The sequence below is a fragment of the Scytonema hankhaensis NUACC26 genome (assembly GCF_045865695.1).
Taxonomy (GTDB): Bacteria; Cyanobacteriota; Cyanobacteriia; order Cyanobacteriales; family Nostocaceae; genus Scytonema.
On sequence record NZ_BAACAP010000118.1, the window covers coordinates 1 to 24,846 of the forward strand.

The window sequence follows — 24,846 nt, forward strand, 5'->3', positions numbered from 1 at the left end:
AAAAAGTAAAGTTTATTAGGAAGCTTTTGAAGAAGGTATGCTAGCGACAAAGTTAAAGATGATTCCCAAACTCATGAGGTTAGGGTTAAACATTGAGCAAATTGCTGAATCTCTAGAACTAGACGTAGAAACTGTGAGGAAAAATACTCAATAGTAAAACCTGCTGTAGAACAGTCATTCATGCGGGGTCATTCTGTAAGGCGGGCTAGGAATGTCCGCCTTTCCATGTTAATTACTCTGCTCTGTCGATCTATCCTCTTGTGGCATCACCAGAACCTTATCCACTCGATTTCCGTCCATATCTACTACCTCAAGGCGTATTCCTTGCCATTCAAAATGATCGGCGGCTGTGGGAATACGACCTAATTGGGACATGACAAAACCACCTAATGTCTGATAGCTACCCCGATCTTCGGAGGGTAAACGCTCGATATCAAAAAGATCGAAAAATTCTTCTACTGATAACATCCCATCCAATAGCCAAGAGCCATCCTCTCGTTGTACGATTTGCGGGTCTTCTCGATCGTCCATAGAAGGAACATCGCCAACAATTTCTATCATAACGTCGTTAAGTGTTACAAGTCCTTGAATTACGCCGTATTCATCAACTACGAGTGCCATGTGAGTCACTGTTTGCTTGAATAATTCCAAAACTTTTAAACCACGAGTGCTTTCTGGCACATACGTAGGCTGTAGCAAACCGACTGTCAAATCTAGTTGTTCGCCGCAAAAACTTCGGGCTAGCAAGTCTGTGACTCGGATGATACCAAGTACATTGTCAATTCCTCCCTGACAAACTGGATACCGGGAATAACCACTGTCAATGATTTTTTTCCGGTTTTCTTGAGGGGTATCTTCTAAGTCTAACCAAACAATATCAGGACGGGGGGTCATAAAGGAACTCGCAGGGCGATCGCCCAAACGAAATACCCGCTCGACCATATCTTGCTCTGCTTCTTCAAAAGTTCCTTCCTCCGTTCCTTGCTCGATGAGGACTCGAATTTCTTCTTCTGTCACTTGCGGTTCTGTGGATGGTCTAATCCCTAAGATTCGCAAGACTGTTTCAGTAGAAAAACTGAGCAAAGAAACAATAGGTGCGCCAAATGTAGCTAACATCCGCATGGGGATGGACACAGCCGAAGCTATGGATTCCGGATTGTTCAAAGCTAGCCGTTTTGGGACTAGTTCCCCAAGAATCAGTGTTAAATAGGTAATAATTAGAATTGCTATGCCTTGAGCGAGCTGTCCCCTGTAATTGTCTGGAAAAGGTATAAGCCTTAAAACAGGCAAAAGTCTTTTAGCGATGGTTTCTTCGCCAAAAGCACCAGACAGAATCGTGAGGAGTGTAATTCCAATCTGAACTGTTCCCAGGAATTGATTGGGAGAAGAAGCCAGTTCTAGAGCAAATCGCGCTTTAGCATCACCTTGGTTGGCGAGCTGTTGTAAGCGAGCCTTTCGTGATGAGACGATCGCCAGTTCAGACATGACGAACAAACCATTGGCGAGAATTAGAAGAAGAATTAATAAAATTTCGATTGTTGGGGACATTTGAATAATGCCGATACCATCGGCTACCTCTGCTTAACCTTAACCTCTTAGTATCTGGTATCTCATAGGAGATATCATGAAACACTCTAAACACGGAAAAAGCCATTTATCGAGAACTATAGGTAAGTCATAAGTCAGTTAATATAAGTCACACCGAGCCGTATATTAGCGATTGGTCAGTGGATATTGTACTAGTTTTTTATTGCTTCTACCTAAAATATAAGCAAGAATGCGATCGCAATAGTTATGTCGCAAGGCATACTACATTCCTCTCTTCCCTTGTTGGGACTTTTAAAATAGTGAAGGTAGGTGTATTGTACTTACCTGCCTTGAAAAATCATATATTTAAAACCTTATGGCATTTTCTTCCATTGTGCGTGCTTTAGGGCGCTCTTCGCTCACCACTGAACTCTTATCTAAGCTCAATCGACAACAAGAATTGCTGTTAAGTGGCATTCCTCGCTTACCTAAAGGCTTGGTAGCATCAACATTGGCTCAAACTGAAGGGCGGAATTTGTTCGTGGTTTGTGCGACTCTGGAGGAAGCCGGACGCTGGACAACACAACTCGAAGCCATGGGGTGGCAAACAGTACACTTCTACCCCACTTCTGAAGCTTCCCCATACGAACCCTTCGATCCGGAAACGGAAATGACTTGGGGACAGATGCAGGTTTTGGCAGATTTAGTGAGTGGCGATTCGCGATTGGGGATAAGGGGTAATGGGAATTCTTTATCCCCAATTCCCAATCCCCAATCCCAAGTCCCCAAGATGGCAATTGTCGCCACTGTCGCAGCACTACAACCGCATTTGCCACCACCATCCGCTTTTATGCCCTTCTGTATCACCATTACCCGTGGTATGGAATTTGACTTAGATACTTTCAGCGAGGAAATAACTAAGCTGGGCTATGAACGAGTACCGATGGTGGAAACTGAGGGACAATGGAGCAGACGAGGTGATATTGTTGACGTATTTCCCGTGTCTTCTGAGTTACCAATACGATTGGAATGGTTTGGGGATGAGATTGAGCAGCTACGAGAATTTGACCCAGCCACTCAACGTTCAGCAGCACTTGACAAAATAGACTATCTCGTGCTGACTCCTACGAGCTTTGCTCCTATCGTGATGGAAGCACTGAAAGATAGTACTGAATTTCAAACGCTAAGCGCTCATTTGCAACAAAATTCAGAGTTTAGCACTGAGAATTCAGAACTTTTGGAAGGTAGCCGTCGTTTCTTAGGTTTGGCTTTTGACAAACCAGCTTCTCTGCTAGATTATTTGCCTGCAAATACTTTAATTACTGTTGATGAACCAGAACAGTGTCACGCTCATAGCGATCGCTGGGTAGAAAATGCTGAGGAGCAATGGGGAATGGGGAATGGGGACTGGGGGACTGAGGAATCCTCAGATCCCGATCCCCAAGCGCCAATCCCCAATCGCCAATCCCTAATCGCCAATCCCCAATCGCCAATCCCCAGAATTCATCGTTGGTTTGATGAATGTCTGGCTGACTTGGCAATGTTTCATAAATTATCCTTATCGGAATTGGTGGAAGAAGGTTCTGGGATTATTAATCTTGCTAGTCGTAGAGTTCCTGTCACGCCTCACCAATTTGCAAAAATTGCGGACACACTGCGACAAGAACGCGAGCGCAAATTCTCCATTTGGCTGCTTTCCGCTCAGCCTTCTCGTTCGGTCTCCCTATTACAAGAACACGACTGTCCAGCACAGTTTATTCCCAATCCTCGCGATTACCAAGCTATTGACAAGTTACAACTCAACCACACACCTGTTGCTCTTAAGTATTCGGGGCTTGCTGAATTAGAAGGGTTCATTCTTCCAACTTTCCGCATAGTCGTCGTTACTGACCGCGAATTCTACGGTCAGCATACTCTTGCGACTCCGAGTTATGTTCGCAAACGGCGAAAAGCAGCGTCAAAACAAGTCGATCCCAACAAACTACGTCCGGGAGATTTTGTCGTTCATAAAAACCACGGTGTCGGTAAATTCCTCAGATTAGAGAGCCTGACACTGAATGAGGAAACACGCGAGTATTTGGTCGTGCAGTATGCTGATGGTTTATTAAGAGTTGCTGCTGACCAAGTTGGGGTTTTGTCGCGGTTGCGTACAACAAATGATAAGCCACCAGAACTGAATAAAATGACTGGTAAGGCTTGGGAAAATACGAAGAACAAAGTCCGCAAAACTATTAAGAAATTGGCTGTGGACTTGCTGAAATTGTATGCATCGCGATCGCAACAAACGGGGTATGCTTATCCATTAGATACGCCTTGGCAGGAGGAAATGGAAGACTCTTTCCCCTACCAACCCACAACCGACCAGTTGAAAGCGACACAAGATGTCAAACGCGATATGGAAAGCGAACGACCGATGGATCGATTGGTCTGTGGCGATGTTGGTTTTGGCAAAACAGAGGTAGCAATTCGGGCAATTTTCAAAGCTGTCACTGCTGCAGGGAAACAAGTGGCACTGCTTGCACCGACTACCATCTTAACTCAGCAACATTATCATACCTTAAAAGAACGCTTTGCACCCTATCCCATTAACGTAGGATTACTGAACCGTTTCCGTACTGCTGAAGAACGTCGCGATATTTTGAAACGATTGGCAACGGGTGAATTAGATATAGTTGTGGGAACACATCAACTATTGGGAAAGGGCGTTGCATTCCGCGACTTGGGACTGTTAGTGGTAGATGAAGAACAGCGCTTTGGGGTGAACCAAAAGGAGAAAATTAAATCACTCAAAACCCAAGTTGACGTGTTAACTCTCTCAGCAACACCCATTCCCCGGACTTTATATATGTCCCTGTCGGGAATTCGGGAAATGAGTTTGATTACAACGCCACCACCATCCCGACGACCAATTAAAACTCACCTTTCTCCTATGAACCCAGAAACTGTCCGCAGTGCGATTCGTCAAGAACTCGACCGAGGCGGACAAGTGTTTTACGTAGTTCCACGAGTTGAGGGAATTGAGGAGATAGCAGGAAGTTTGCGCGAGATGATACCGGGAGGTAGAATTGCGATCGCCCACGGTCAAATGGAAGAAAGCGAGTTGGAATCAACTATGCTTTCCTTTAGCAATGCCGAAGCAGATATTCTAGTGTGTACGACGATTATTGAATCTGGTTTGGATATCCCGCGAGTGAATACTATCTTGATTGAAGATGCTCATCGCTTCGGGTTATCGCAACTTTACCAATTACGGGGTCGTGTCGGTCGTGCGGGAATTCAAGCTCATGCATGGTTATTTTATCCCAGGCAGAGGACTTTATCTGATGCAGCCCGTCAAAGGTTGCGAGCCATACAGGAATTTGCTCAATTGGGTTCTGGTTATCAGCTTGCAATGCGCGATATGGAAATTCGCGGTGTGGGTAACTTGTTAGGTGCAGAACAATCGGGACAAATGGAAACTATTGGTTTTGATTTGTATATGGAAATGCTCGAAGAAGCGATTCGTGAAATCAGAGGTCAAGAAATTCCTAAAGTTGACGATACGCAAATTGACCTCAATCTCACTGCGTTTATTCCGGCGGATTATATAACAGATTTAGACCAAAAGATGAGTGCGTACCGTGCAGTTGCATCGGCAAAGAATAAAGAAGAGTTGACGCAAATTGCTGCTGAATGGAGCGATCGATTTGGAGCAGTTCCGACTCCAGCTACTCAGCTATTGCGAGTGATGGAATTGAAACAATTGGCGAAGAATTTAGGGTTTAGCCGTATTAAACCAGAAAATAAACAGCATATTGTTTTGGAAACGCAAATGGAAGAACCAGGATGGAATTTATTGGCTGAGAATTTGCCAGAAAATCAGAAAACTAGGTTTGTGTATTCTCCTGGAAAGGTGACAGTGCGCGGACTAGCAGTTGTTAAGGCAGATCAACAATTACAAATGTTGATTGATGCTTTGAATAAAATGCAAGGTGCAGTTCCAGAGGTGGCTGTTGTGTAAAAATCCGAAGATACGTAGGTTGGGTTGAGGAACGAAACCCAACATTTACAGGCATTTGTTAAGTTTCTTCAGGGCGATCGCAACCCACAAAAATTCGAGCGCCCTTGTAGTATTGAGAAGGGAGTAATTGCGTCTTTACTCTGGCAAATTTCTAATATCAAATAAACACAGATTAGTAAAATGGGAGAATTAATTAAGTGAAAGTTGAGTCCATCTGTATTCAAAACTTCAAGCAATTTGATAGGCTAGAAGTCTCATTTAAAAACAAAACCTTAGATGAGGTAAGCGATCGCTTCCTGATTTTAGGCGACAATGGTAGTGGTAAAACAACTCTTTTACAAGCAGTTGCTCTACCTTTAGCTCTTGCAACCGGACGTATTCGGAATATTGCTGATTTTGATTGGACGGGGTTTTTGCCGGGACGATACTGGCGGTGGGGTACGCCACGGATTGAGTTAGAGGTTTCTTTTGAAAAAGAAGAATTGCTTGCTACCCGTGAAATAGCAAGGAAATGGTACGAAGCTCAGCTGCTTGAACGCAAGTCAGACTCAAGAGACTTTGTTGAACCAGGTCATAGTCATCTTGTTCGAGTCATTCTTGATGGAGATTTTTGTAAAGTTGGAAACTCTAAGGCTGAGTCGGAACAATTTCGGGGGCGATATTATGCTCAGTGGTTCATTAATAAAGGGGATCGATCTGTTCGTTCCTTGTTTTCCCAATTGCCAGGAATTTTCTGGTTCGGTCGGGTTCGCAATCTTGGTTCAAATTCTAATCAAGAATCTGTAGGAGATAGTATAAAAGAGCGCAGTACTGGCATATCATTTGAGTTTGGTGTAGGTCGTTTGCGTCAGTTTTTAGTTGACTGGAGACGCAGACAAGAATCTGGGAGAAATTATTCAGTAGATTATCTAGGTCAATTGGAAACTCTTTACCAAAAAATTTTTCTCAATCGTTCCTTTTGGGGACTATAAAATCTCCCTAGTCCTGATTCGCCTACAGAAGAAACTACATATTTTCTGATAGATGATGGACATCGAAAATACGACATTGTAGAAATGTCGGCAGGGGAACAAACTGTTTTTCTTTTTCTCTATGAATTTGTCAGACAACAAATTGCTTACTCAGTTGTCCTGATTGATGAAATCGAATTCAATCTACATCCATCAGCAGCGCAATTTCTAGTCAGTCAGCTTCACAAAATTGCTCCTACCTGTCAATTTATCTTCACCACTCACTCTAAAGCAGTTAGTGATGTAGTGAGTGAAAGCGACACTTATCGTTTATTAGGAGGGGCATTGTGCCTGTAAATCTCCTGTATTGTGAGGAAAATTATCAAAGTATTGATATACAGATAATTCGGGAAATATTACCAAAAAATTGTGAGATGAATTATTATTGACTGTTCGTATTCTTTTCTTTCAAATGAGACTGGAATAAAAGCCGTATTGATGTAGCTCCCGTATGTTCGGGAAACAAAACTAAAAAGTCATCTAAAACATAGATAGCTTCGTGAATAAGATATAAGGAAACACCGTTTGATAAAGCATCTTGACATAACTTTTCTGCTACAGGGGCATATTTGTCTTGATAAGCCAAACAGTAAAAAGCTAAACGAATAGTATTAAGCCAATCGCAAGGATCTTTTTTGTACTGTGGTTTAGCCGATTCTATAGCAAGATTGAGATCGGCTTGTGCTTTATCTTCTTGATTAAGACATCGGTATGCTAAAGCACGTTGAGACAAACACCAATGTTGCTCTGGTTTTAAATCAAGAGCGTGAGTGCAATCAACAATAGCTTCATCGTAACGTTCAAGCATAAGATAAGTTGTACCGCGAACAGCCAACGTCCAAGCAGAATCGGGGTTAAGTTCAAGAGCACGATCTAAATCCTTAAGAGCTTTTTCATAACGCCTCATCTCCCGATACATTAAGCCACGATGAGCTAGCGTCCAAGCAGAATCGGGATTAAGTTCAAGAGCACGATCCAAATCCTGAAATGCTTCTTTAGAAAATCGCATTTGATGAAATACTACTCCTCGATTGGATAATGCCCAAGAGTAATCGGGGTTAAGTTCAATGGCACGATTTAAATCTTTAAGTGCTTCTTCATAACGCTCGAGTTGACGATATGTCGAACCCCGGTTGGCTAACGCCCAAAGGTAATCAGGGTTAAGTTCAATGGCGCGATCTAAATCTTTAAGTGCTTCTTCATAGCGATCGAGTTGACGATATCTCGAACCTCTGTTGGCTAACGCCCAAGGGTCATTGGGATTAAGTTCAATGGCAAAATCGAAATCCTTAAGCGCTTCCTCGTAATGATTTAGTAGGGAGTGAACTCTACCACGATACACCAAATATTTAGCTTCTTGAGGCGCTAATCTTACAGCTTCAGTCAGATCTTCTAAAGCTTTTGAGTACTCATTAAATTGACAATAAATGTAACTGCGCCAATCTAAAGCTACACAACGATAATTGATTTCAAGATTAGTATCTCTTAGCAAGGCTGTTAGCATTTGAACGGCCACCTCATAACGTCCCTCATTATAAGCTTTTAAACCTTCAACTAACTTTTCCGCCCAATTCCGAACTTCATGAGCCTCTACATCATTACCTGCTTGAACCATTGTTCTTGCCCAAAGTTGGGCAAAAACCAAGTCGTTATTTAAAGCAATCAAAAACTTATTAAGAGCTACTGGCAAATACTTTGTTGGCGATTGACACAAACGGTGATAAAGTACATTAAGCTCATAAGCTTGCCACGTTTCATCACGCCACCTTTTTTGTTCGTTCAATTGCAAGTCATTTTGTAGGGTTTTGTAATAATTTGCCAGCTTGTTATGAAGCTCAGCCCAACTTTGCGGAGATGACATCCGTTTATATCGTAACATTTGTGACCTGACCACATTATGATAAACCCAGCCATCACTATGCTCTCTAACAAAGGGTGTGCCTTTGAGCCAACTAAAAAGCTCACCCGCCTCTTCTTCTCCTTGCAATTGAGCTAAGATGTCTCGATTTAAACTACGAGGAATTGCTGCATCCAGAGCCACCTGTCGTCGCTTTGAATCTTCTATCCATTTCAAAAAACGCTCTATCGCTGTTCCGCTAGGATCTCCCACTTGATTGGGATCGTCTGGACTTTCAGCCGCCAATGTTGCAATTAGCAGGGGTAACCGACTAGAAAGACGCAGAATTGCTTCAATAATATGCTCGTTGGTAATGCCTTTGCCAGAAAGATATTTTTTAGCTTCTTCCTCTGTAAACGGTTCCAAAGGAAAGCGTACCATCACTCCTTCATAAGCTGCCCAATTATTTTTGTTCAACTCATGCCGTCCGGCGATAATTATTAATGTATTGGTAGGAAGTTCGCCGTAACGCCCTTCTAAAATCTCTTGCAGCCAATCATCTAAGAATTCCTCTGTGCGTTCGTATGTATCAAAAAAGAGGGAAATACCCGCCTTTTCAGCAATTTTATAAATGTTGCTTACAAATAAGGGAGTGAGGACTTCAATTGGTTCTTGAACTAGACGCACTTCATCTTTATTAGTCAATTTTTTGGCAACATAGGATGCCCACTCTCCCGCTTGCGTAGTTACAGCATCCGTATCTACCAAATCAAGAGCTAAACCGATACCTGGAACTTGTCGAGCAAAATGCACGGCAGTTTTAGCCGCAGTTTGCCCAATAAATGTAGAAAATCCTTGAGGTGCTTCTGGATCGCTTTCCAATTCCTGACGTTTCTGACGGTAAACTTTGTAGCGATCGCTAAACTGTGTCAATTTGTAACCTTGCTGTTCCAACTGTTGAGCCAAACGATCCATGACTTCCAAAACGCTTTTTTCTGCTTCATCTGTGTAAACCGTCAAGAGTTTTGCATCCTCAGCAATCTTGCGGAATTTCTGCACGAGGGTAGTTTTTCCAACACCTCCTTGACCCCAAATATTGAATATAAAGCGGTGGCGATCGTCTTCTATTGGTAATCGCAAATTTCGTTGGAATAGCTCAATTTCCTCTTCACGTCCCCCAAAAGCCGATTGTTGGCGGTTTTTGAGAATATCTTGTAAGCTCTTGGGTTTCTTTTGTGGATTCATTGCAAGATTAATTAAAAAGTTACACTGTGTACACGGCTAGTATTTGTATACCGCTTAGCACCTGTTGTATGTGATTTTATCTAATAATTTCAGTAGAATCTAGGTTCTGAAAGTTTTGATACGAAACCGAGCGGAAAATAGAATACTAAGATGCCGCATCTATTGGAATTGCATTATTTCCATACAGAATCGTTGCGGTTTTGATGACGTATAATGGATGGGCTTGTCACTTGTTGTAGTGACTGTTATTCGTTAAGCAGAAGATATATTTTTTATGTAAAGTTGAATTAGAGAATAAATCTAAAACAGTTCGGTAACGCGGACAGATATATATGACAGCGACTCTACCTGTTGCTCAACAAACAGAACCATATTATCCCAGTGCTGATGGAGAACCAGTGGCAGAAACCTACGACCACCTATATTCTTTATTAACAACTTTAGAAGTTCTCCGACAGTACTTAGCAGCTCGTCAAGCAACAGTGTTGGGAAATCAATTTCTGTACTACGCTCAAGGTTTTCCCAAATTACGAGTTGCGCCAGATGTGATGGTGATTTTTGATGTACCACCAGGTGGTCGAGATAATTATAAGATATGGGTAGAGGGTCAAATACCGACTGTCATTTTTGAAATGACCTCACAAGGAACAAAAGACACTGACCAAATTTTGAAAAAAACCTTATACGAACAGCTAGGAGTCAAGGAGTACTGGTTATTTGACCCTAAAGGCGAGTGGATAGAAGAAAAACTCAGAGGATACCGCTTGCGAGGAGAAAGTTACGAATTGATTGAGGATAGCCGTAGCGAACCATTACAGTTACGCTTGCAAGTAGAAGAAAAACTCATTGGATTTTATCGCGAGGATACGGGAGAAAAGTTACTGTTACCTGATGAACTAGCTTCGGCTTTACATCAGGAAGCGATCGCAAGACAGCAAGCAGAGGAACGCGCCGAACAAGAACGTCAACGTGCCGAACAAGAACGTCAACGTGCCGAACAAGCAGAATTAGAGGTACAAAAGTTAAAAGAAAAACTACGCTCTTTAGGTGTCGATCCTGATACCTTACAGTAGAGACTTTGGCTCGGTACGCAAGACAATGACTTACGGTTCCGAGCCAGCTCGACAGCAAGAAACAATCATCTTATGATGCTAGAATGAACTCGACAGTTTTTTGGCAGGGCAAAGCACGGGCAAAAACCCCCTACCTCCCGCCAAATCGACAGAACCTAGATAAATCAATAGTTTCAGCGTTTTAGGATGAACGCAGAAGTTGTTTGTGAAAGTCTGAAATGGAGTTTCAAAACAGCCCTGCCAAAAATGGTCGTAGGAATGGTTCTACAGTTAGCTTCTGTTGACTGCCCTTTCAAATAAATGAAACCCGCTTGCGGGATTGAAACGATGTCAATTAATTCGTCTAGAACTCGCAACTCTACTTTCAAATAAATGAAACCCGCTTGCGGGATTGAAACCGGCGTTCCATGCAAACTCCATTTCCGCCTTAACCTTTCAAATAAATGAAACCCGCTTGCGGGATTGAAACAATTCCACCACAATAATCGCAGACGGGGTAAAGGCTTTCAAATAAATGAAACCCGCTTGCGGGATTGAAACAAGGCATCACCGCTTACCGCACCAAGGCACTAGAACTTTCAAATAAATGAAACCCGCTTGCGGGATTGAAACTATCAATTCCCGAAGGCATGGAAATTACATTGCTCGACTTTCAAATAAATGAAACCCGCTTGCGGGATTGAAACCTCCAGTAGAGGGCGTATTGAAAAAAGTGGGAGTGGAACTTTCAAATAAATGAAACCCGCTTGCGGGATTGAAACGCGTAAATGGAAACTCAAATACAAGATGAATGGTTACTTTCAAATAAATGAAACCCGCTTGCGGGATTGAAACTCGTTAACGTTTAGATTTGCAAACGCAGTGTTATTCATGTTACTTTCAAATAAATGAAACCCGCTTGCGGGATTGAAACATTCATCAACGCTTGCGGTTCCTCCCTCAGACTCTTTCAAATAAATGAAACCCGCTTGCGGGATTGAAACAAGTAATTTGTATTTGTTAGAGAAGGATTTCCTTGACTTTCAAATAAATGAAACCCGCTTGCGGGATTGAAACCATAGACAGACAGGAACTTTAACGGAAATAAACTTTCAAATAAATGAAACCCGCTTGCGGGATTGAAACATGCATCAACTAACCCCAACTGCCCACATCGCCCTACTTTCAAATAAATGAAACCCGCTTGCGGGATTGAAACGCAAAGACATACGGAGTTTTCCCCAAGGGAACCCGCAAGGTCTTTCAAATAAATGAAACCCGCTTGCGGGATTGAAACTCTCGGTGAGACTAAAGGAGAAGCTTTAAGAGCGTTAACTTTCAAATAAATGAAACCCGCTTGCGGGATTGAAACACCTCCTGAAGGCGCATATGAAGATATCATTCAAGACTTTCAAATAAATGAAACCCGCTTGCGGGATTGAAACTACTATTAATCCATGCCACACGGCGAACTACCAACTTTCAAATAAATGAAACCCGCTTGCGGGATTGAAACATTTAATAACATGACGATCGCACCGCACTTAAAGTAACTTTCAAATAAATGAAACCCGCTTGCGGGATTGAAACCTGGACTTCAAGCTGCACTTAATAATTGTTTGCCAGTCTTTCAAATAAATGAAACCCGCTTGCGGGATTGAAACATGACGTTAGCCTTCCGATACATGAAACGTTGGGCTTTCAAATAAATGAAACCCGCTTGCGGGATTGAAACCCTTCGCACTTCACCTGTAACACTCCGTTGGTGCAATCTTTCAAATAAATGAAACCCGCTTGCGGGATTGAAACATGCTTGTAAACAAGCAGGCGTCACCGGGGCTAGCCTTTCAAATAAATGAAACCCGCTTGCGGGATTGAAACCCAACAGTTGTTCTAGTTCTACTTTCTTAACTCCGACACTTTCAAATAAATGAAACCCGCTTGCGGGATTGAAACTTCCTTTAATCCTAATGATTCATATATCTTTTCAACTTTCAAATAAATGAAACCCGCTTGCGGGATTGAAACTACCTTCATCACGCTTTCCAGTCCCCGAACTAGAAGCTTTCAAATAAATGAAACCCGCTTGCGGGATTGAAACTGACGACACGGCGCAACGGCGATGTTGTGGCTTCACTTTCAAATAAATGAAACCCGCTTGCGGGATTGAAACTGACACCCCTAGAATAGCCGCGAACCCTCGATAGCTGCTTTCAAATAAATGAAACCCGCTTGCGGGATTGAAACCTCAAGTTGAAGACGAAATCAACATGATTTTGGGCTTTCAAATAAATGAAACCCGCTTGCGGGATTGAAACCTCAATCATCGATAGCTGGAATATACTGGTCAAATCTTTCAAATAAATGAAACCCGCTTGCGGGATTGAAACGAGGGCGATCATCACTACAGCCCCCATGGGCATCTTTCAAATAAATGAAACCCGCTTGCGGGATTGAAACACAAACTAAACTCAGTCCCGGTGTCTGCATCCCTCACCTTAAGAAAGTCAAATTAACATTTTTTAGCATTTGCGCTCGGGATGTGAACGCAGGATATCTTAATAAGTTAAGTCAACTTGAAGTCAAGATTGCCTCTTGCGATCGCCCACGGTCAAATGGAAGAAAGTGAGTTGGAATCAACTATGCTTTGCACAAAGCTGGAAAATCCTTCAAGTCAAAGGTAACTAAACAAGCAGTTGAACACGATCGAGTCATCAAAATGAAAAGAACTGGATTTATTGAGCGTCATAATTTGTGGACAGAGGTTCAAAAAGAAGCATCTCAACAGATCGAGGCTGTTGTCAAAGAACGTGACCTATTGCTAATTCGTGTTGCTTGGTCAGACCAGCATGGCATTGTTCGCAGTAAGTCGCTCTTACCCCAAGCATTTTTCAGCGCTTTGGAAAATGGAATGCAAATCAGCACGGGGACATTTTTATTCGATACTGGAAGTGCCCTTGTATTTAACCCTTTTGTTAGTGGTAGTGGCTTAGAAATGCCCGAAATGACAGGTGCGCCAAATCTCGTGGCTGTTCCCGATCCTCATACTTTCCGAATTGTGCCTTGGGCAAAACGGACTGGCTCGATCCTTTGCGACCAATACTTTCAAAATGGTCAAGCAATGCCTTTTTCCAGTCGAGGTGTTTTACGTCAATCTTTGGCAGAGTTGCACCAAAGAGGGTTAGAGCATATTGTTGGCTTGGAAGTTGAGTGGTATCTGGCAAAGTTGTCCGATCCAGCGATCGCACTCACCGATGTGGGTACTTCTGGAAAACCCGGTCAACCTCCCAAAGTTAGCGCTGTTAAGCGAAGCTTTCAGTATCTGTTGGAATCGCATAATCCCGAGATTCACGACTTACTGCTTATTCTGGCAGAAAACCTAGTTGAAATGGGATTGCCTTTAAGAAGTGTGGAAAACGAAGGGGGTGTTGGTCAATTTGAATTTACCTTTGACCCGATTCCTGGATTGCAAGCCGCCGATACAATGACGATGTTCCGAATGGCCACTAAGCAAATCTGCCGTCAACAAGGTTACATTGCATCGTTTATGTGTCGTCCTAGACTCAATGGTTCTTCTTCCAATGGTTGGCACCTGCACCAATCGCTGATCCACCGAACTACAGGCGAGAATGCTTTCATGTCTGCAAACCCTAGTATGCTTATGTCAGATTTAGGCATGCACTTTGTTGGTGGGATTCTCAAACACGCCCATGCTGCTTGTGTTTTCACAACCCCAACTATCAACGGCTATAAAAGATTTAGACCATTATCCTTGGCTCCTGACCGTGCGGGGTGGGGATTGGAAAACCGAGGGGCGATGATTAGACTGCAAGGCAGTTTTGATGACCCCAATACTCACATTGAAAACCGAGTTGGTGAACCTGCAGCAAATCCCTATCTCTACATAGCATCACAATTGATTTGTGGGTTAGATGGAATAGATTGCCAGCTTGACCCAGGTTCTCCAACAGAAGAACCATACGCTACAGAAAATCCAGCCTTACCTCAAAGTTTACTAGAGGCGATTTCATACTTGAGTCAAAGCGAACTTTTTCGCCAAAAAATGGGACAGCAATTCATTAACTTTATCATTAAAATGAAACAGAGTGAAATTAGCCGCTTTTTGGAGGCTGTTGCTGACCAATCTCCAGATGAGTATTCAAAGCAAGTAACTGACTGGGAGCAAAGAGAATATTTTGAATTATTTTGAATGTTTGAGAATCAAACAGGGTAAGCAGGTTTTTCGGATTATTTGTAAACTAAAAGAGTGCCGGAACACGAACTTATAGATAGGACAGCGATTCTGAAAGTTGCTCAACAAACCGAACCATTTTATCCGACTGCTGATGGAACCCAGGTTGCAGAAACCTACAACCACCTCTATTCTTTGTTAACTACCTTAGAAGTTCTCCGACAGTACTTAGCTCATCGTCAAGCAACGGTGTTGGGAAATCAATTTCTGTTCTCTGCTCAAAATTTTCCCAAACTCAGAGTCGCACCAGATGTGATGGTAATTTTTGATGTGTCGCCCGGTGGACGTGACAGTTATAAGATCTGGGAAGAAGAACAACAAAGAATACTGTGTCCTTAATTGGTACCAGAATATGCTAAAAGCAGCTAACAATGCGTTGGAGCAGACAGCCAAAAAATCTAGGTAGATGCCAGAGACACTGTGAGAAGAGTGGAATTACAGATGAAAAATATTCTCAAGTCAGCCTCAAAGCATCTGCGACCTTTGATAATTGTGTAATACGTCTATGTGGGGTAAATCCTAAAATAATGATAATCATATGCTTTAAATTATCATTATCGCTCTGTCTTGAAACTAAATTGGGAATGACCAAGAAAAAAAGGGGAGTATGATTGAACACAGCTCCCCTTTTGGCAGAAGCTGAGAAAAGAACTACCATTACTCACCTGCCAACATGAAACGTGCCAGACTTGAAGAGTTTCGTCAAGTAGCTTATAAATATTTGGTGCGTTTTTGTTGACACTGAATGTTTGATTGGGTGCGATCGCAGGCGCATCGTTGACGGCTGTTACATAAACAGTCTTGGTGACAGTAGCACTTGTTCCGCCATCACCGTCAGTAAGAACAAAGCTGACAGTGCGTGGAGTTGTGGTAGGGTTGTCTGAGACATTGGCAAAGGTGATGTTGTTAATCAATCCATGCACTGCTGCTAGAGTTGCGTTAGCGTTGAAAGTAACTTCCAAGGGAGCAACACTATTTCCTTCAGTAAAAGTACCAACTTCTTGTGCTAGCAGAAGCAATCAAGCAGAAGCCAGAGCTTGAGCGAACATTGCCCGGTCAGATTGCGGTTTTCATCAATGTTAAGGGCAAGGCATTTGAAAAAGACCTCTACAACATCCCTACAGTCCTTGCGGATTCAGTTCGGGCTTTGCTCAATAGCGAGAATCTGACTCCCACAATTAAGCCAGCTTCTGATGTCCCTTACTCCACAATTCAGGAAACAGCGCGAAACCTTTACGGATTCAAGACTTGGGCGCAAATCCGGGCTGTACTGCAAGGCTTTGCACCTGCTACAAAGGCTGAAATTTTGAAGGAGTTTGCGATCGCAGCGAACAACAAGACCAAAGTCAAATTCTTGGAGAGCTTGCCCTCGCTGATTGCCAAGTATTGTTCTGAAAAGGGCGACACTTCGGATCTGCAATGGTTACCAGGGACTGTGGCAAGGAAGGTCGAAGAGTTGTTGGGACAAGCAGCTGCTTAATGCTCGGAGTTCCCGTTCTATGCTCTGAGTAGTACGCTTGCATTACTTAGAGCATTACAAACCCAATCACATAACCATCACATACCACCTATGACTAACGACACGAACCAGCTACTACAAGCTCTCTCTAGGCAAGAAGAATTGCTCAAACGCCTTCTAACCGCGCTGGACAAGCCCAAGTTGCGACTCCACAACGACGCTGGCAGCTGCAAGATTTACTGCAACAGACAGCACAATTGTCTTTGGTACAGCCTAGATGCTGACCGGAACCCCAAACCCATTACCGCAACTGCTTTGACCGGATACCTGAAAGAATTGAGGTTTGAGCAAGCAGAGAGACGCGGGAAGCCATGCCACAAGCTGTTAGCCACCATTCAAGCCGATAGAACATACATCCTTGAAAGTGGTCATGATACCCACTTCAGCAAAGGTCTCCTAGTGGCAGTAGCACTCCTGACCCCACAGCAGCTGATAGCGCCTATCACCATACAACCAGCACCCGGTGACGATGACAGCGTTCTGTTCTGTCGCGTCTGGTGTGGTTCGGAGTACATCAAGGTGTCCTATGATGAGTCAGCAAATTTTAGGGAGATTGCGAAAGCTGCGATCGCAAACTGCAAAGCTGCTCAAGAGATGCCATTTTAGAAGACTGTTTAAATTTAAACACTCTTGGTATATAGGAAGATTTGCCCCTACTTACCCGTAGGGGCTTTTTGCGTGAGTAACGGTTTTCAAAAAATTTACTGTAAAGTTAGTTGATGTATGTTTTAGCTACATTAGCACCACTAAATCAAAAATATGGAATTTCGGCTTCATTATCGAGGACAACTTAAGAGCGACAGCAACAAGAGCAGTAAATGGGAGCACAAACATCAGATCCGTCAACATATTCACAAGCAGATGAAGGAGCTATGGCAACAGAAACCGCTAAAAGATTACCAATGTCTTTTAGTGGGTAAAGATGATGAGACGCCGCCACGTTTTCTGCGTCCTATAAAAAAATTTATCTTCGTCCCGCTTGTTAATGAAAGAATAAATTTGGTAACAGAGCTAAAAATTACCTTGCTTCGACCAGAAGAACCAGGTTTTATCGTGACACAATGTGGTGACCTCGATAATCGGTTAAAAACACTTCTTGACGCACTTAGAATGCCAAAAGAGGAGGAAATGCCTAAAGACAGTATGCCAGGAGAAGACGAAAACCCATTTTTTTGTCTACTTGAAGATGATAACCTTGTGACTCGTCTCGCTGTTGAAACCGACCGACTTCTAGAACCCGTAGAAGACACTTCAGAAGTTGAACTTTTAATACACGTTCATACAAAAGTAACAAGAGCAACGATGGACAATATTTCATTCGGGATATGAGGAGTCACCGTACCAAACCAGTTTTTTTTTGTACGCATAGCAACGCCTTCAGTTTCAATATGGGGGCTTTTTCTGTGGTTTTTGGGAGAAAAAGAATCCGGGAATAAACATTCTCTGACTAATACAAATGCACTGCCGCCAACCCGGTTACACTTCTCTATGTAGTACGCCGTTAGGATACGCTGCACGTCAATTTTTGCCCCGTTTTGAGGTATTGTGATGTCATTGAATAGCAGGGAACAACCGTTACCTGACCGAACTTGAGGTGATGACCATAATTGCCCTTACTACCAACGAGCGCGATCGGCTAGTGCTACGACTGCTCTATTTGACTGGTGCTCGTGTTGGGGAAATCGCAAATTTAAGATGGCGTGACGTTCAACCCAACCGCGACGGTAGAGGACAGGTAACTCTATTTGGCAAAGGAGACAAGACCCGGTTTGTGGTCATCAAGCCCGATCTGTACGCTTCCCTTATTAAATATCGTGACAACGCTGACGATAACGATGCCGTGTTCCCTAGTCGCAAAGGTGGCACACCTCTGTCAGCTAGACAAATTAACCAATTGGTCAAGGATATAGCTCACGCCAGTATTAAGAAAGATATCAGTCCTCACTGGTTGCGCCATGCTCATGCCACTCACAGCTTGGATAGAGGAACAGCACCGCAGTTGGTACAAGCCACACTTGGTCATGAAAGCTTATCTACCACGGGCAAGTATGCTCATGCCCGTCCGCATCAATCGTCTGGGTTGGATTTACCCGGTTAGCTGTAGTAAATTTTTAAGATTAGAACCACATTATGATTACCAAAGAAAACAAACCAGGTTTTATTATTGCTGGAATTCTATTAGCTGGATATGGTCTTTACTGGGTGAATCTTTTAATCCATAGACAAACAGCAATCACACAGATAGAAGCAGAATACGAAAAATGTATGCTAGATGGCTCGTTAATTATTGGCAGCCTCAAAGCTTCTACGCTATGTGGTCTTAGCAAGCACAATCAACTAGTTGAGATTGGCGAAGACGGCATATACCCAGGGCATAAGGGTAAAACATTTAAAGTATTTTGCTACGGAAACAACAATCCCAAATGCCAATGAAAGAAAAAAATTTGACGTTGATTGAGCAACCTGCAAAGAAGAAAATTGTAGAGCAAAGAAAGCTAATGGGGCAACTAAAAGTAGCAGGAGCATGGTATCTATGGAGCGGATTACATCAACTTTTGTTCAGCTTCCTTTTAGGTTACGTCCTGACCTTCTTTCCTGTTGAAGAAAGTCAGGATTACGAGGAATACGAAAATTTTATGCAGATTGCGATCGCTGGCATTTTAACGCCAACTCTGCAAATGCATTTAACCATGAGCCGCAAGGCTAAGCAAAGATGGGCAGATAAATACGGTATCTAGATGGACGCTCACGCTTCCCACACCCTGTAACAAAACCCCCGCGCACTGTGCCACTTGTAGCCTGATACTACATAACACGGTGCTTATTTTTCGTTCGCCTTGAACCGTCCAACGAGAAATACCTAACATCGTTAAGAGTCCTGTCATCGCAAGCATTGCTTGCACGATCTGGTTCAATTGACGCACTGTTTTTGACTTGACATGAGGTTGTAGGCATTGTAAAAGTGCTAGAATTTCTAACATGGGCTAAAGTTGCTTTCTGAGTTGTCGTTGTGGTAAACAACAACTCTACTACTATTGCCCTCTTCTTTTTTCAGGTTTTCTCACTTCACCTAGAACACCGATTCAGTCACAAGCGCTCGTCAGGTAAGTGCGATCGCTTAGCCGCAAGCCGTACCCAACTTATCGCCCCAACAGGTGGTTGATAGCAAATTGTCTCGACCCCCTTCACCCAGCTATGTGATTTTCATTCTCTTCAACTTACCTTTGCTTTTGGATTCGTTCATACAACTATTACTTACCAACTTTTTTGACTGGGCTGACTGACTTACCTTACGATCGCCTGTTACTGAATCGATGTTCTAGTACTAGACTTCTTAGATTCTTTAACTTCACTTCTCTACCACCACCTCTCTTCACAATTGGCAAAGGTATTGTACTAGATAAAGCATTCCCTAAGGTTCCATACTCCGAAAACAACCATATCATAGTCAAAGGGGATAAATCCTCATTCGATGGAGACCTAGTTTACTGGAGTGAACGAAACAGTAAACTATATGATAATGAAACCTCTGCTGCCCTAAAAAGGCAGAACCATAAATGTGCCGCCTGCGGTATGAAACTACTCGCCGATGAACGCGTTCACCTTCATCACATAGATGGGAATCATAACAACTGGCGCAAAAATAATCTGATAGCAATACATGAAAGTTGCCACGATTATCTGCACATGGGTAAAAGGGAAACCTAAGAATATCGAGAGCTGGATGCGGTGAAAATCGCACGTCCAGATCGAACGGAGAGGGGCGGAACATAATAGTTCCCCTCGACTCCAACCAAATGCCATATGGAAAGCTCGTGGCATTGGCAGTGGCACCTGGGGCATGAAAGCTGTTTGCCAACTACACCTGAAAGAATCTGTATCCCAACCGAACCTTTTTTGATACACTAGGAACTAGCCCGCAAACGACCAACAGTATCAAGCATGTTCCGCAATGTGGCTACACTACGGGGTAAGTGAAGATGGAGCGCTCGTTTTCATTGATGACGTGCCAAAGGGCAAGACCCAACTGCACTGTCCGTACTGTTCTGGTAGGCTCACTGCCAAAAAGGGCACTCGAAAAGAACACCACTTCGCCCACACAGGGGAAACCTGCCGGGAAGTCTCGCGCTCAACTGACATACATACACTACCACTCTTTGACAAATTTCACCTAGAACTCACAGGCAAACAACTCGAGCAGTTAGAGAAGTTCCAGAAGTTAGGTCACTGCTCAATGGTTCGCACTTTAGAAAGCCAAAAATTGTTGCAGTGGAACGAGTATAAGGGTAGGGTTGGTAGGTACGAGTTAACCAAGCTAGGGAAGATTCCCTTGGGCCAATTGTCGCTGCAACTGTTCAACGAAATCACTGAACCGTTGATTGAAAAAAAACTCCGTGACTTGCAGAGGTCGGTACTTGATGCCTATGATACCGATTCTCCACTGCTCGTTGAAAAACGCGCCCGACCTCAAAATCTACAGGGCACAGCTTCAACGCATACTCGCCAACACCCTCTACTTTCTCTTGATACAAGCATCGGGAGAAACCTTCTACAAAATAGGAGTGACCCGCCGCCCACCTCAAGAGCGAGTTACAGAAATACATGCACGAGTTGCGCTCTCAATTTCAACAAGTCACTATCAAAATCTTGGGGACTTGGGAACACAGGGGCAATGTGGAACTCTATTTCAAACATAGATACCGAGATTTCAACTACATGCACGGCACGTCAACTGAGTACTACAAGTTTGATGAGGCAACGAGTGTATTGATGGACTTGCGGCGGATGAAACCCAAAGTCCTGACTGAAGTGGAGACGGGCATTCTCAACGGCGAACCGGATCGAGTGGAAGTCGGAATCCAAGCCGATCGGAAAGCAACCCAACGTTCCCAGGCAATTAGGACGGGGATGAGCAGGGCGAAACTTTGGGGAACTCACGTCGGTCGCCCAACTGAGACAGATGAAGACTTCTTGCAAAAACCCTCTTCTCAAAAAGTCATCTCTGCACTTTATGAGGGATTGTCTTTGAGGAAAGCCGCCGAGAGAGCAGGCGTTGCCCTGAATACGGTTCATTCATGTCAAGAAACTGCTCCTAGAGCAAACCGGAGTAAACCACAAGCCATTTTGAGAGGGCTTCATCGTAATAGTTTCAGCACCGACAAGAACTAGGACGATATTACGCTCTGTCACCATAGCAAATGCATTTTCGCCTGAGAACGCCCCAACCGCCGCCTAAAGACGTTAACCTCGACGGTAAGACCCCAATGATTGGTTAAGTGTCACACTTTCAGACTCATGCTACGTAACTTGTAGCTAGAACAGATTATCTTACCTAGAGTTTTTAATCATGAGTAAAATTCTAAATTTCAACTTTCCCCACTTGGACAAAGCATTGACTCACAGTTTGCGCGTCCTACTTATTTTTATAGGCTCATTAAGTAAGACGCGCCCTTAGTAGCCTATGCACTTTGCTCATGTTCTATTGGAGCAAGCTGAATCACGACCCGTTGATTGAGAGCGTGAGCAATTTTTTGCAGCATTGAAAGGGAGTGTCCTTCGTAATCAGCATCTTCAAGCCGTGCGATCGCAAATATTGCCTTACAAGTCGGTTTCTCCAGCCAAAGCCATTTGACACAATACTTCAAACGATTTACCGGAATGACGCCGAAGCAAGTTCGCTAACACCATAAGAATCTGGCAAATCATCGTAAGAATCTGAAAGAACTCGATCGCCCATAATGAGTAAATTTTAGGTAAATAGATGGGAGATAATCTAATGCAACCAACCCTGAATACAATCGAAGAAATTCTTGATGCTCATCTAGCATTAATGGCTACAGATACCGAAGCTTGGGCAGATTTACTTGCTGAGGATGTCATTGTGGACTTTCCGTATGCACCTTCTCTTGGAAGACCAGGACGATTAGAAGGCAGATCTGCCGCCTACAACCATATCAAAACGGCGCTGACTCAAATGCAAAATTTGACATTCTCAAATGTGCGTAAATATCCAACGACAGACCCAAATGTTCTCTGGGCTGAGCTGCACGGATCGGCTCTAATTCCTACTACGGGTCGTCGTTATGAACAAGACTATGTTGTCCGACTAAAAATTAAAGATGGCAAGACTGTCTACTACAGTGAATATTGGAACCCTGTTGCTCTGACGGATGCCTTCGGCAACACCTAAAATTTCACTGCCGAATAAGCTGCCAGCTACATCACGGGGCAATCCTTAGCGATCGATGGCGGATATACAGTTAGCAGATTGCAGATCTGCCTTCAGATATCTTTTTGCGATCGCAGGACTCAATACCTTGTTTCTAAGCGATTATATTGGAATGATATCGAAACAGGTTCGCGACCGCTGAAAGAAGCTCCATAAGAATCCGACAAATCTTCGTAAGAATCTCAAAGAAATCAAGCATTAGAACACAATACACTTTAGATACATAGAACCAGGAGAATTAACATGACCAAAGAGCAAACAGTAGACAAACAAGCAAATTTACAGGCAACCCCCAACCTGACACCCGCTCAGGAAGCCTTACAAGCACTCTGGGATGAGCATCTGCGGCTTGAGTTTGACACTCACAACACCGAAGACACTCTCGCCACGATGGTTGAGGATGCTTACGTTAACGACATTCCGGTAATGACTGGGGGAGTAGGGAAATCGGCACTGCGTGAGTTTTATTCCAAGTACTTCATTCCACGGATGCCTCCGGACATGGAGCTGACTCCGGTCTCGCGCACGATCGGGACCAATCAACTCGTCGATGAAATGCTGGTTAAGTTCACTCATAGCATCCAGATGGACTGGATGCTACCTGGCATTGCTCCGACTCTTAAACGAGTTGAAGTGGCAGTGGTAGCGATTGTCCAGTTCCGTGGCGACAAGCTAGCCCACGAACACATCTACTGGGATCAGGCGAGCGTATTGGTTCAACTCGGCTTGCTCGATCCTAGTACGTTACCCGTTGTAGGCATTGACAGTGCGCGTAAGGCGCTCGATCCGAACTTACCTTCAAACACACTAATCGAGCGCGACTAAGTGTAGGAGCCAGCAAACATCAATACCCAAACCCGCCATTTTGCAACCAGGATCGTTATTCATTCTTTTGACGATCGGACATCTCGCATTGCAACACAACAATTAACAACTATTAGGAGAAGTGACAATGACTACCTCTTATGATCTATTGCTTAAGCCAGGTCAAGGAAATTCCCTTTCAGTTGTGGGAGATATTTTCACCTTCAAGGCAGTGGGCAAAGAAAACAATGGGCAATGTACGCTCGTCGAGTTGCGGGTTGATCCTGAAATTGATCCGCCGCCACACATTCACCATCGAGAAGATGAAGCGTTCTATATCCAAGAGGGCGAACTAGAGTTTCAACTCGGTGACAAAACGGTGATTGCGACCCCTGGAACATTTCTCTATTCTCCGAAGGGACATCTGCATACCTTTAAGAACATTACCAACCAACGCGCCAGGATGTTGGTCTGGTATATGCCTGCGGGAATTGAGAACTTCTTTGCCGAAGTTGGTGTTCCAGTAGACGACCCGGACGCGCCATCCCGCCCAGCTACTCCCGAAGCGATCAAGCGAATTTTGGCAGTAGCACCCAAGTACGGCATCGAATTCATCGTGTGAATTAGAGCAATGCTCAAACCCGGCTCCTACAACCAGAATCGTTACTCATCCTGGTTATAGATCGAGGCGCTTCTTGTTGCTGGCTCCTACACGTATTGCTGCCCATTGAGTTTTTGACGCAAGTAACATAACCATTCACAACAAGAGGTAACTATCATGATGCTTAAAGACAAGGTTGCTTTAGTGACGGGAGGGACATCGGGCATTGGTCGTGCAACTGCGTTAGCGAAGCTTAACGAAGTTATCGCGTTTGCTACTGCGGGTGCAAAAGTCGTGTTCTCGGCTCAGCAATACGGCAACATTCGGATTGAAGCACTCCATGCACCTGCTGTCACGTCAGGTTTGGTCGGGCGGGTTGTTGGCGTTGCGACCCTGGGCGATCGCCTCACCCTCACGCTTTCGTTTACACCCCTGATGGATGTGGATCGGGCTGAGAGCGATCGAGCTGCAACTGCTTTTCTATCGTCAGGAGTGAAGCATTTAGAGCTTGCAGTAAAACAGGAAGTTGCCTCTGAAGCTGCCTGATCGGTCGCGCTCACCGGACGCAGACAACCTTTGCCACTCAACCGAGCATATTGAAACGTTCCGGTGCAGCGCGGTTGTTGGGCTGCGCTTTAACTTGTACATAAGCTACTATCTATCCCAATGCTCTAGAGGCGACTTTGGCAAAATTCTTCTAGATCATCAATAATATCCAGAATTTCAACGAACCGAGAGCCAAAGGCAGTTAACTTATACTCCACGCGGGG

Annotated in this window: 21 protein-coding genes, 5 pseudogenes and 1 CRISPR repeat array; of the genes and pseudogenes, 22 read left to right on the plus strand and 4 right to left on the minus strand. The window is 43.8% G+C overall.

Annotated elements, in window-relative coordinates:
- Positions 1-228 precede the first annotated feature (228 nt).
- Positions 229-1,548: a hemolysin family protein gene (locus tag ACKTT2_RS06130; protein WP_407885040.1), complete on the minus strand. Its 1,320-nt coding sequence runs from the start codon at positions 1,546-1,548 to the stop codon at positions 229-231.
- Positions 1,549-1,903: 355 nt separating this feature from the next.
- Between ACKTT2_RS06130 and mfd the strand changes: the two genes are divergently transcribed.
- From mfd to ACKTT2_RS06145, 3 genes are all read left to right on the plus strand, one after another.
- Complete coding sequence (mfd, locus tag ACKTT2_RS06135; RefSeq protein WP_407885042.1) at positions 1,904-5,527, plus strand: transcription-repair coupling factor; 3,624 nt, start codon at positions 1,904-1,906, stop codon at positions 5,525-5,527.
- Positions 5,528-5,724: 197 nt separating this feature from the next.
- Positions 5,725-6,498, plus strand: coding sequence for an AAA family ATPase (locus tag ACKTT2_RS06140; RefSeq protein WP_407885045.1), 774 nt, complete (start codon positions 5,725-5,727; stop codon positions 6,496-6,498).
- Positions 6,499-6,543: 45 nt separating this feature from the next.
- Complete coding sequence (locus ACKTT2_RS06145) at positions 6,544-6,834, plus strand: AAA family ATPase (RefSeq protein ID WP_407885075.1); 291 nt, start codon at positions 6,544-6,546, stop codon at positions 6,832-6,834.
- Positions 6,835-6,919: 85 nt separating this feature from the next.
- Here ACKTT2_RS06145 and ACKTT2_RS06150 read toward each other — a convergent pair whose 3' ends face one another.
- Complete coding sequence (locus ACKTT2_RS06150; protein WP_407885047.1) at positions 6,920-9,619, minus strand: tetratricopeptide repeat protein; 2,700 nt, start codon at positions 9,617-9,619, stop codon at positions 6,920-6,922.
- Positions 9,620-9,951: 332 nt separating this feature from the next.
- Here ACKTT2_RS06150 and ACKTT2_RS06155 point away from each other — a divergent pair, with 332 nt between their 5' ends.
- The 3 genes and pseudogenes from ACKTT2_RS06155 to ACKTT2_RS06165 all read left to right on the plus strand — a co-directional run.
- Positions 9,952-10,692, plus strand: coding sequence for a Uma2 family endonuclease (locus ACKTT2_RS06155; protein WP_407885049.1), 741 nt, complete (start codon positions 9,952-9,954; stop codon positions 10,690-10,692).
- 289 nt (positions 10,693-10,981) lie between these two features.
- Positions 10,982-13,131: a CRISPR direct-repeat array (repeat unit 37 nt; unit sequence CTTTCAAATAAATGAAACCCGCTTGCGGGATTGAAAC).
- Between the two features lie 259 nt (positions 13,132-13,390).
- Positions 13,391-14,881 (plus strand): glutamine synthetase family protein, encoded by a 1,491-nt coding sequence (locus ACKTT2_RS06160; RefSeq protein WP_407885051.1) that lies wholly within the window; start codon positions 13,391-13,393, stop codon positions 14,879-14,881.
- Positions 14,882-14,956: 75 nt separating this feature from the next.
- Positions 14,957-15,241 (plus strand): annotated as a pseudogene (locus tag ACKTT2_RS06165) (Uma2 family endonuclease); the annotation flags it as partial.
- 236 nt (positions 15,242-15,477) lie between these two features.
- On the opposite strand, the gene ACKTT2_RS06170 reads toward ACKTT2_RS06165, so the two are convergent.
- On the minus strand, positions 15,478-15,942 hold the full coding sequence (locus tag ACKTT2_RS06170; RefSeq protein ID WP_407885053.1) for a hypothetical protein: 465 nt from the start codon (positions 15,940-15,942) through the stop codon (positions 15,478-15,480).
- Here ACKTT2_RS06170 and ACKTT2_RS06175 point away from each other — a divergent pair.
- From ACKTT2_RS06175 to ACKTT2_RS06200, 6 genes are all read left to right on the plus strand, one after another.
- The gene (locus tag ACKTT2_RS06175) at positions 15,927-16,403 is read left to right on the plus strand and encodes a hypothetical protein (RefSeq protein WP_407885055.1); all 477 of its coding nucleotides are present in this window, start codon (positions 15,927-15,929) and stop codon (positions 16,401-16,403) included. The two genes, ACKTT2_RS06170 and ACKTT2_RS06175, sit on opposite strands and share 16 nt — an antisense overlap.
- A 90-nt stretch (positions 16,404-16,493) precedes the next feature.
- Complete coding sequence (locus tag ACKTT2_RS06180; protein WP_407885057.1) at positions 16,494-17,048, plus strand: hypothetical protein; 555 nt, start codon at positions 16,494-16,496, stop codon at positions 17,046-17,048.
- A 153-nt stretch (positions 17,049-17,201) separates the two neighbouring features.
- A complete protein-coding gene (locus ACKTT2_RS06185; RefSeq protein ID WP_407885059.1) occupies positions 17,202-17,771 on the plus strand; it encodes a hypothetical protein in 570 nt (189 codons plus the stop codon).
- Between the two features lie 250 nt (positions 17,772-18,021).
- The gene (locus tag ACKTT2_RS06190; RefSeq protein ID WP_407885077.1) at positions 18,022-18,540 is read left to right on the plus strand and encodes a tyrosine-type recombinase/integrase; all 519 of its coding nucleotides are present in this window, start codon (positions 18,022-18,024) and stop codon (positions 18,538-18,540) included.
- Between the two features lie 32 nt (positions 18,541-18,572).
- Entirely contained in the window at positions 18,573-18,875 is a 303-nt protein-coding gene (locus tag ACKTT2_RS06195; RefSeq protein ID WP_407885061.1) for a hypothetical protein, read from the plus strand.
- The gene (locus ACKTT2_RS06200; RefSeq protein ID WP_407885063.1) at positions 18,872-19,180 is read left to right on the plus strand and encodes a hypothetical protein; all 309 of its coding nucleotides are present in this window, start codon (positions 18,872-18,874) and stop codon (positions 19,178-19,180) included. The genes ACKTT2_RS06195 and ACKTT2_RS06200 overlap by 4 nt, the downstream gene beginning before the upstream one ends.
- A gap of 96 nt (positions 19,181-19,276) precedes the next feature.
- On the opposite strand, the pseudogene ACKTT2_RS06205 reads toward ACKTT2_RS06200, so the two are convergent.
- Positions 19,277-19,423: pseudogene (locus ACKTT2_RS06205) on the minus strand (IS4 family transposase); the annotation flags it as partial.
- Positions 19,424-19,452: 29 nt separating this feature from the next.
- Between ACKTT2_RS06205 and ACKTT2_RS06210 the strand changes: the two are divergent.
- The 10 genes and pseudogenes from ACKTT2_RS06210 to ACKTT2_RS06250 form a co-directional block, all read left to right on the plus strand.
- A complete protein-coding gene (locus tag ACKTT2_RS06210; protein ID WP_407883979.1) occupies positions 19,453-19,605 on the plus strand; it encodes a hypothetical protein in 153 nt (50 codons plus the stop codon).
- Positions 19,606-19,835: 230 nt separating this feature from the next.
- Positions 19,836-20,150, plus strand: a pseudogene (locus ACKTT2_RS06215) (HNH endonuclease); the annotation flags it as partial.
- 244 nt (positions 20,151-20,394) lie between these two features.
- A pseudogene (locus ACKTT2_RS52315) lies at positions 20,395-20,511 on the plus strand (GIY-YIG nuclease family protein); the annotation flags it as partial.
- A gap of 349 nt (positions 20,512-20,860) precedes the next feature.
- Positions 20,861-21,139, plus strand: coding sequence for a GIY-YIG nuclease family protein (locus ACKTT2_RS06220; RefSeq protein WP_407885065.1), 279 nt, complete (start codon positions 20,861-20,863; stop codon positions 21,137-21,139).
- Between the two features lie 19 nt (positions 21,140-21,158).
- The gene (locus ACKTT2_RS06225) at positions 21,159-21,611 is read left to right on the plus strand and encodes a hypothetical protein (RefSeq protein ID WP_407885067.1); all 453 of its coding nucleotides are present in this window, start codon (positions 21,159-21,161) and stop codon (positions 21,609-21,611) included.
- Between the two features lie 423 nt (positions 21,612-22,034).
- Entirely contained in the window at positions 22,035-22,124 is a 90-nt protein-coding gene (locus ACKTT2_RS06230) for an AraC family transcriptional regulator (protein ID WP_407885079.1), read from the plus strand.
- Between the two features lie 79 nt (positions 22,125-22,203).
- The gene (locus ACKTT2_RS06235; protein ID WP_407885069.1) at positions 22,204-22,632 is read left to right on the plus strand and encodes a nuclear transport factor 2 family protein; all 429 of its coding nucleotides are present in this window, start codon (positions 22,204-22,206) and stop codon (positions 22,630-22,632) included.
- Between the two features lie 282 nt (positions 22,633-22,914).
- Positions 22,915-23,496, plus strand: a complete 582-nt coding sequence (locus ACKTT2_RS06240) for a nuclear transport factor 2 family protein (protein WP_407885071.1) — start codon at positions 22,915-22,917, stop codon at positions 23,494-23,496.
- Positions 23,497-23,623: 127 nt separating this feature from the next.
- The gene (locus ACKTT2_RS06245; RefSeq protein ID WP_407885073.1) at positions 23,624-24,097 is read left to right on the plus strand and encodes a cupin domain-containing protein; all 474 of its coding nucleotides are present in this window, start codon (positions 23,624-23,626) and stop codon (positions 24,095-24,097) included.
- A gap of 156 nt (positions 24,098-24,253) precedes the next feature.
- Positions 24,254-24,373: pseudogene (locus tag ACKTT2_RS06250) on the plus strand (short chain dehydrogenase); the annotation flags it as partial.
- Positions 24,374-24,846 lie beyond the last annotated feature (473 nt).

Coding starts and splice junctions, on each gene's coding strand:
- ACKTT2_RS06200 (WP_407885063.1), top strand. CDS start 18,872: ATGAAAGAAAAAAATTTGACGTTGATTGAGCAACCTGCAAAGAAGAAA.
- ACKTT2_RS06220 (WP_407885065.1), top strand. CDS start 20,861: ATGCCTATGATACCGATTCTCCACTGCTCGTTGAAAAACGCGCCCGAC.
- ACKTT2_RS06160 (WP_407885051.1), top strand. CDS start 13,391: ATGAAAAGAACTGGATTTATTGAGCGTCATAATTTGTGGACAGAGGTT.
- ACKTT2_RS06240 (WP_407885071.1), top strand. CDS start 22,915: ATGACCAAAGAGCAAACAGTAGACAAACAAGCAAATTTACAGGCAACC.
- ACKTT2_RS06180 (WP_407885057.1), top strand. CDS start 16,494: ATGACTAACGACACGAACCAGCTACTACAAGCTCTCTCTAGGCAAGAA.
- ACKTT2_RS06185 (WP_407885059.1), top strand. CDS start 17,202: ATGGAATTTCGGCTTCATTATCGAGGACAACTTAAGAGCGACAGCAAC.
- mfd (WP_407885042.1), top strand. CDS start 1,904: ATGGCATTTTCTTCCATTGTGCGTGCTTTAGGGCGCTCTTCGCTCACC.
- ACKTT2_RS06225 (WP_407885067.1), top strand. CDS start 21,159: ATGCACGGCACGTCAACTGAGTACTACAAGTTTGATGAGGCAACGAGT.
- ACKTT2_RS06130 (WP_407885040.1), bottom strand. CDS start 1,548: ATGTCCCCAACAATCGAAATTTTATTAATTCTTCTTCTAATTCTCGCC.
- ACKTT2_RS06235 (WP_407885069.1), top strand. CDS start 22,204: ATGGGAGATAATCTAATGCAACCAACCCTGAATACAATCGAAGAAATT.
- ACKTT2_RS06150 (WP_407885047.1), bottom strand. CDS start 9,619: ATGAATCCACAAAAGAAACCCAAGAGCTTACAAGATATTCTCAAAAAC.
- ACKTT2_RS06195 (WP_407885061.1), top strand. CDS start 18,573: ATGATTACCAAAGAAAACAAACCAGGTTTTATTATTGCTGGAATTCTA.
- ACKTT2_RS06155 (WP_407885049.1), top strand. CDS start 9,952: ATGACAGCGACTCTACCTGTTGCTCAACAAACAGAACCATATTATCCC.
- ACKTT2_RS06245 (WP_407885073.1), top strand. CDS start 23,624: ATGACTACCTCTTATGATCTATTGCTTAAGCCAGGTCAAGGAAATTCC.